This window comes from Butyricimonas sp. RTP31003st1_G1_RTP31003_210430, from assembly GCF_040920905.1.
Classification (GTDB): Bacteria; Bacteroidota; Bacteroidia; order Bacteroidales; family Marinifilaceae; genus Butyricimonas; species Butyricimonas paravirosa.
In genome coordinates this window covers 21368-27476 of the sequence record NZ_JBCOSQ010000072.1, presented here as the reverse complement: position 1 = coordinate 27476, position 6109 = coordinate 21368, and the positions used below count along the sequence as shown (strand labels likewise).

At 41.1% G+C, this 6109-nt stretch carries 5 protein-coding genes; 4 read left to right on the top strand and 1 reads right to left on the bottom strand.

Features of this window, described 5'->3' with window-relative positions:
- The 3 genes from AB5542_RS17815 to AB5542_RS17805 all read left to right on the top strand — a co-directional run.
- Positions 1-901: YfhO family protein (locus AB5542_RS17815; protein ID WP_368243293.1), on the top strand; the 901-nt coding region annotated here is incomplete at its 5' end.
- A gap of 101 nt (positions 902-1002) precedes the next feature.
- Entirely contained in the window at positions 1003-2364 is a 1362-nt protein-coding gene (locus AB5542_RS17810) for a PCMD domain-containing protein (RefSeq protein WP_279038138.1), read from the top strand.
- Between the two features lie 11 nt (positions 2365-2375).
- The gene (locus AB5542_RS17805; protein WP_118304514.1) at positions 2376-3170 is read left to right on the top strand and encodes an outer membrane beta-barrel protein; all 795 of its coding nucleotides are present in this window, start codon (positions 2376-2378) and stop codon (positions 3168-3170) included.
- Positions 3171-3204: 34 nt separating this feature from the next.
- Here the strand turns inward: AB5542_RS17805 and AB5542_RS17800 are convergent, their stop codons facing one another.
- The gene (locus AB5542_RS17800) at positions 3205-4461 is read right to left on the bottom strand and encodes a peptidase U32 family protein (protein WP_279038142.1); all 1257 of its coding nucleotides are present in this window, start codon (positions 4459-4461) and stop codon (positions 3205-3207) included.
- 145 nt (positions 4462-4606) lie between these two features.
- Here AB5542_RS17800 and nhaC point away from each other — a divergent pair, with 145 nt between their 5' ends.
- A complete protein-coding gene (gene nhaC / locus AB5542_RS17795) occupies positions 4607-6046 on the top strand; it encodes a Na+/H+ antiporter NhaC (RefSeq protein ID WP_279038143.1) in 1440 nt (479 codons plus the stop codon).
- The last annotated feature ends 63 nt before the right edge of the window (positions 6047-6109 follow it).

Genomic DNA, 6109 nt, shown 5'->3' with positions numbered 1-6109 from the left:
GATTCTTGCAGATATGTGGACCGTGGATAAACGTTATTTAAATGCTGACCATTTCGTTACACAACGAGAATTTAATAGCCAATATAAGTTACGTCCTGCTGATAATGCTATTTTAACCGATAAAGATCCTAATTACCGGGTGTTGGATTTATCCGTAGACGTGTTTAACGATTCCCATACCAGTTATTTCCACAAAACAATCGGGGGTTACAGTGCCGCAAAATTACAACGCTATCAAGATATGATTGATTACTTTATCATTCCCGAAATACAGAATCTCGGGAACGCATTAAAGCAATCACCGACACTTTCTTCCATCGAGGGAAGCCTTCCCCAGCAAAAAGCACTAAACATGCTGAATGCGAAATACATTATCATTGATCCGAACTCGGCACCAATCAATAATCGTTTCGCATACGGGAACGCATGGTTTGTTAAAGATTACGAATTAGTTGACACTCCGGATGATGAAATTATCACGTTGAAACAAATCGACCCGAAAGAATCTGCCGTTATCAACAAAGAATTCCAATCTATTATCCAAGACAAGGGATTCAATTTCGACGAAAACGCAAGCATTCAACTGACATCTTACGCTCCGAATAAATTGGAGTACAAAACTTCCGCCACCGATGAACAACTCGCCGTTTTCAGTGAAGTATATTACCCGAAAGGCTGGAATGTTTACGTGGATGGCCAACCGAGTGAATTATTCCGAGCTGATTACATTTTACGGGCCATGATCGTTCCTGCCGGAGAACACGTGATCACGTTCGAGTATAAACCGCAATCCTATTTCATGGGAGCTAAAATATCAGCGATAAGTTCCAGCATATTACTACTTGCGTTATTAGGATGTATTGTATTTTATATTATTCGTTATTATAAGAAAAAAAATTAACTACCAATAAAATAACGACAGCCGGATAACCCGTTTGTCGTTATTTCCGTATCTATATAGATGGCATGAAAATTGCTAGGTATTACGAAAAATAAATTTTTATGAGAAAATATTATTGGATTCTTTTATTTGCTGTGGGATTACTAAGCTCGTGCGAGAAAGTAAAAGACTTGAGTGATGATGCTAGTATTGAGCGTTTTGAAATCACATCATACACCCCGACGACAGCCGAACTAGGAGAAATCTATCGCGATGACAAGTCTATTATTATACCTGTCGTTCCGGAAGATAATTTATTTCCTTTAACACTCCAAACTGTTTTAGAGACAAGTTCAACAACCCATAAAGTTCTTGGTAATTACGTGAAAGGCCAAGATATTGTATTTAATGGAGGAGAATCTACTATCAACTTTTTCCTTATAGCAGAAAGTGGATTCGTTCATCCATATTCTATTAGTTTGGAAGCTATGGATACTGGAGCAGATATTCTACAATTCAAATTTGAAGGCTCAGAGAAAATGACTATTACAATCAATCCCTGGAGCAAAATAGTCAATATCTCCGTGTTAGATCCCGGTTTCCCGGTTACAATAAAACCTACAATCCGGTTATCAGAGGATGCTACTTTTGAAGATTACACGGAAGGAGAAGAATTAACGTTTCAAAGTTTTGAGGATATAAAAGAGATCACGGTTGTCTCCGCTGACGGACAAACTCGTCGGACATGGAAGATTCAATTCGGAGCCCTTTTACAAATCCCCAATTCGGACTTTGAATCATGGGGAAAATTCGGAAACGATATTAATTTAAATGAAGAAACTATTGATCCCGTACCGGGATACGGAAAAGGTTGGGCAACTGCAAACAATTACTTCGTACAAGGAACTCGCCCTGTTGAACACAATGGAGGTTATGCAGCCAAGATGACGACAAATGAACAAAATGCTCTTATTTTCGGTAAGTTAATCGCAGCAGGAAGTATCTATACTGGGTGTTTCAAATTCGATGTTGGGGCACTTAATGACCCTCGATCCATGACTCACTTTGGAATCCCTCACACGGTGAGAATTCAATCTATTGAATTTGATGCCAAATATGAACCCGGTCCACAATTAAAACAAGCGGTTAAAAGTGGTTCAAAATACTCTATCGAAGATCGCGAGGGCGTGGATGTCGGACAAGCTTTTGTCGAAATTATTCGTTGGACTGGAGAAGGGACATTCGAATATCATGGAAGACCTGCAGATGGTGTTGAAGTTCTCGGAAGAGGAGAAATCCTTTTTGATGGAAAAGAAACGAAATACCGGAACTGGGCTCATTACAATATCCCGGTTGTATACACAAACCAAACCGATATTCCTACACACATTGTTATCGTGTTCAGTTCCAGCAAAAGCGGGGATATATTCTTAGGAGCTCCGGGTAGTACCATGGAAGTAGATGACGTCAAACTGATTTATTAAATCATTGCAACATGAAACATTACATCATATATACACTTATATTTCTAATCTGTGGAGCATTCTCCGTACAAGGACAAGAGAAGGTACGGAAAACAGATTCTGTCGATTATCGATTTGCATTAGGGGTTCAGTTGGGTACGGATATTGGTGGAGCCGTACCGTTCCCGTTCAAACATATACCCGAAACATTCAACCCTTATCCCAAATTGAATTTATCGTTAGGTGCTAAACTATCTTTTCCCATCACTTCCCGCTGGTCTCTAGGTACGGAACTCACGTATAAAACGATCACCATGAATGCTGATGCGAGGGTCGAAAATCAACGCTATCAAGACAAAGAACTTGTTCAATACTTCTCAGGATCGGCAGAAATGCACATGGATTTTACCATGCTTGAGATCCCCGTGTACACGAAATATACTCTACGTAACGGGAAAGACCGACTTCTATTAGGTCCCTATTTCGCTTGGGTAATGAAGAGTTCATTTGTAATCGATCCGGAGAAAGGATACATCGGAACCGGAGGTCCAGACAAAGTTGATTCAATCATGCCGGATGATATGGACGATATGGATTTTGACTCTTCCTTGGACTCTTGGGATCTGGGAATCTTAATGGGATATGAAAGAAAACTTTCAACCCGTTTCGAACTTGGACTTCGTTTCTCTTGGGGATTCAAAGATATATTCAAAAGCAATAATCAATATTTTGATTATAGTATGTTACACATGAGAGGTACCGTGGTTATCAGCTATAATCTATTTGATATTAAACCTCCTAGATTTCCTAAATTCAGTAGAAAATAATAAAAGAAATGCCGATTTAACAATCGGCATTTTTTTATTGCATCAACTCCTCCGTCGTATCCACCAACTTGTACAATTTATCAGACCTTCGCAATTTCGTTTCACATGGCATGGAGAAAACGGCTCCTTTATCCACTTGCTCGACAGGTTCCAGCTCCAACCTTAGCTCCGGGACAATCATTTGTACCACTCCCGTGTTCGGGCCGACGATCATTACTTCTTCTCCCACTTTCAAATCATAGGATTCCAGTTTAAATTCTCCTACCTGCAATTTACCGAAATAGTTTGTCACTTTACCGATACAAATCTTCTTTTTCGTGGCTTTAGACCCGTACACCTCGCTCCACTCGCCCAAACGCTGGCCCAGATAATAGCCATCCCAAAATCCCCGGTTAAACACGGTAGCCAATCGCTCTTTCCAATTCGCAATCTTCTCCGCCCCGTAGCTCCCGTCAAGATAAGCATTCAACGCCTCGTCATAACACTCGCAAACCGTCTTCACATATTCTGCCGGACGGGCACGCCCTTCAATCTTGAAAACCCGCACCCCGGCATCGATCATTTTATTAATAAAACCAATCGTACACAAATCTTTAGGAGACATGATATATTTCCCATCAACCTCCAATTCTATATCACTCTCGGTATCTTTCACCGTATAAGAACGTCGACATATTTGATAACAAGCCCCCCGGTTTGCCGAAGCATTCATCTCATGGAGACTTAAATAACATTTACCCGAAACCGCCATACACAATGCCCCATGAGAAAACATCTCGATCTGGATCAATTCTCCCTTGGGACCACGCAAATCATTTTCAACAATTTGCTGATGAATCATCATCACTTGATCCATATCCAGCTCACGAGCCAACACCACTACATCCGCAAATTGGGCATAGAACTTCACCGCCTCATAATTGGTAATATTACATTGCGTACTGATATGCACTTCCACCCCTATCGAGCGGGCGTACAAGATTGCTGCAATATCCGAGGCAATAATCGCTGACACCCCAGCATCCTTCGCACACTCGATCACTTGATGCATTTTATCCAGCTCGTTATTATATATAATCGTATTCACCGTGAGATAAGTCTTCACTTCCCGGGCGTTACAACGTTCCACGATATTCCTCAGATCATCCAACGTGAAATTAGCCGATGAACGGGAACGCATATTCAATCCTTCCACCCCAAAATAAACAGAATTCGCTCCAGCCTGCAAAGCCGCCTCCAAAGATTCATAAGAACCAACCGGAGCCATCACTTCAAAATCTTTCCTTTTCATATCGTTTCTTTAAGCAGACAAAAGTAACTCCCTTAATTGAAAATTAAAAATTTAAAGGCTACTCTCTCATTTTAATATCACTCAAGCCGATAAACTATTTTCTTTCTCTCCCGTATATTTACACAAAAATCAATGATAGCATACCATGAAATCTCCATCCTTGTTGTTATCCATCACGCCGATTCTTATTCTGATCGGTTTCCTGTTCCTAAACGTGATCTACTTTGATGATCCTTTGGGTGGAGCTAATCAAATCGCTCTCATGATCACGTCAACGATAAGTGGCATCATCGCAGGCTTTCACCACGTGAAATGGAATACCATACAAAATAAAATACTAAGCATGATCAATTCCGCCATGCCTGCCATCCTGATTTTACTACTTATCGGGGCATTAAGTGGTACATGGATGCTCAGTGGAGTGATCCCAACCATGATTTATTATGGAATTAAACTCATGTCACCCTCTTTCTTTCTGATCGCCTCCGTTATTATATGTAGTATCGTTTCCGTTGCCACGGGTAGCTCCTGGTCAACCATTGCCACCGTGGGCGTTGCTATTATCGGAATCGGTAATGCCTTCAACATGAATCCCAGCATCGTTGCTGGAGCCGTCATTTCCGGTGCTTATTTCGGGGACAAGATGTCACCCCTCTCGGACACCACAAATTTAGCCTCCGCCATTGCAGGAACAGACATATTCACACATATTCGTTACCTACTATACACCACGACACCCACGTACATAATTACCTTAATTATATTCGGGATCATCGGACTCTGGTACCACAACACCGGAAACATCACGGATACCGATTCCATTCTTTCAGGGATCGGGAACACGTTCCATGTTTCCCCGTGGCTATTCCTCGTTCCCGTTTTATTGGCTTTCATTATTATCAAGAAAGTTCCACCAGTCCCTGCCATGCTCGCTGGCATCGGGCTCGGCATACTCTTTGCCTTGATCTTTCAAGGCCAATTGCTAAATAAACTCATACAGGAAGAACATTTTTCTAATACCTACCAGCTTGTCGTGCAAACAATATTCGGGAAAATGGAACTTTCAACAGGCTCACCCAACATTGATGCATTACTATCGACCCGGGGTATGGAAGGGATGCTAAACACGGTTTGGCTTATCATCATGGCCATGATATTCAGCGGGGTAATGGAAGCTGGCGGCTTTTTAAAAAGGATTAGCGAAGCCTTACTTTCATTTGTCAAAAACGATACTTCGCTGGTATCCACAACCATCTCGACATGTATCCTGTTCAACATTACTTCCTGTGATCAATACCTTTCCATCGTGGTTCCGGGGAAAATGACTCAAAATATCTATAAAAACAGGGGATTAAAGCCGGAAGTACTAAGCCGTGCCCTTGAAGATTCTGCCACAGTCACGTCCGTTTTAATCCCTTGGAATACTTGTGGAGCCACCCAAGCTAAAGTTTTGGGAGTTGCCACGTTAGATTATCTTCCCTACTGTTTTTTCAATCTAATTAGTCCTATCATGAATATCTTCATCACTTCTATCAATTACAAAATCCGTCGTTTTCCTCCTTTTTACCCCAAAAGCAACTCTTAACGATGCACGTTAAACTTTCATTAAATCTTTATTTTCATTGCAAAAACAAAAAATTCCTTCTAT

Bases quoted from the DNA above. Each gene is read 5' to 3' on its own strand.
- AB5542_RS17810 (WP_279038138.1), top strand. From the start codon at position 1,003: ATGAGAAAATATTATTGGATTCTTTTATTTGCTGTGGGATTACTAAGC.
- AB5542_RS17805 (WP_118304514.1), top strand. From the start codon at position 2,376: ATGAAACATTACATCATATATACACTTATATTTCTAATCTGTGGAGCA.
- AB5542_RS17800 (WP_279038142.1), bottom strand. From the start codon at position 4,461: ATGAAAAGGAAAGATTTTGAAGTGATGGCTCCGGTTGGTTCTTATGAA.
- nhaC (WP_279038143.1), top strand. From the start codon at position 4,607: ATGAAATCTCCATCCTTGTTGTTATCCATCACGCCGATTCTTATTCTG.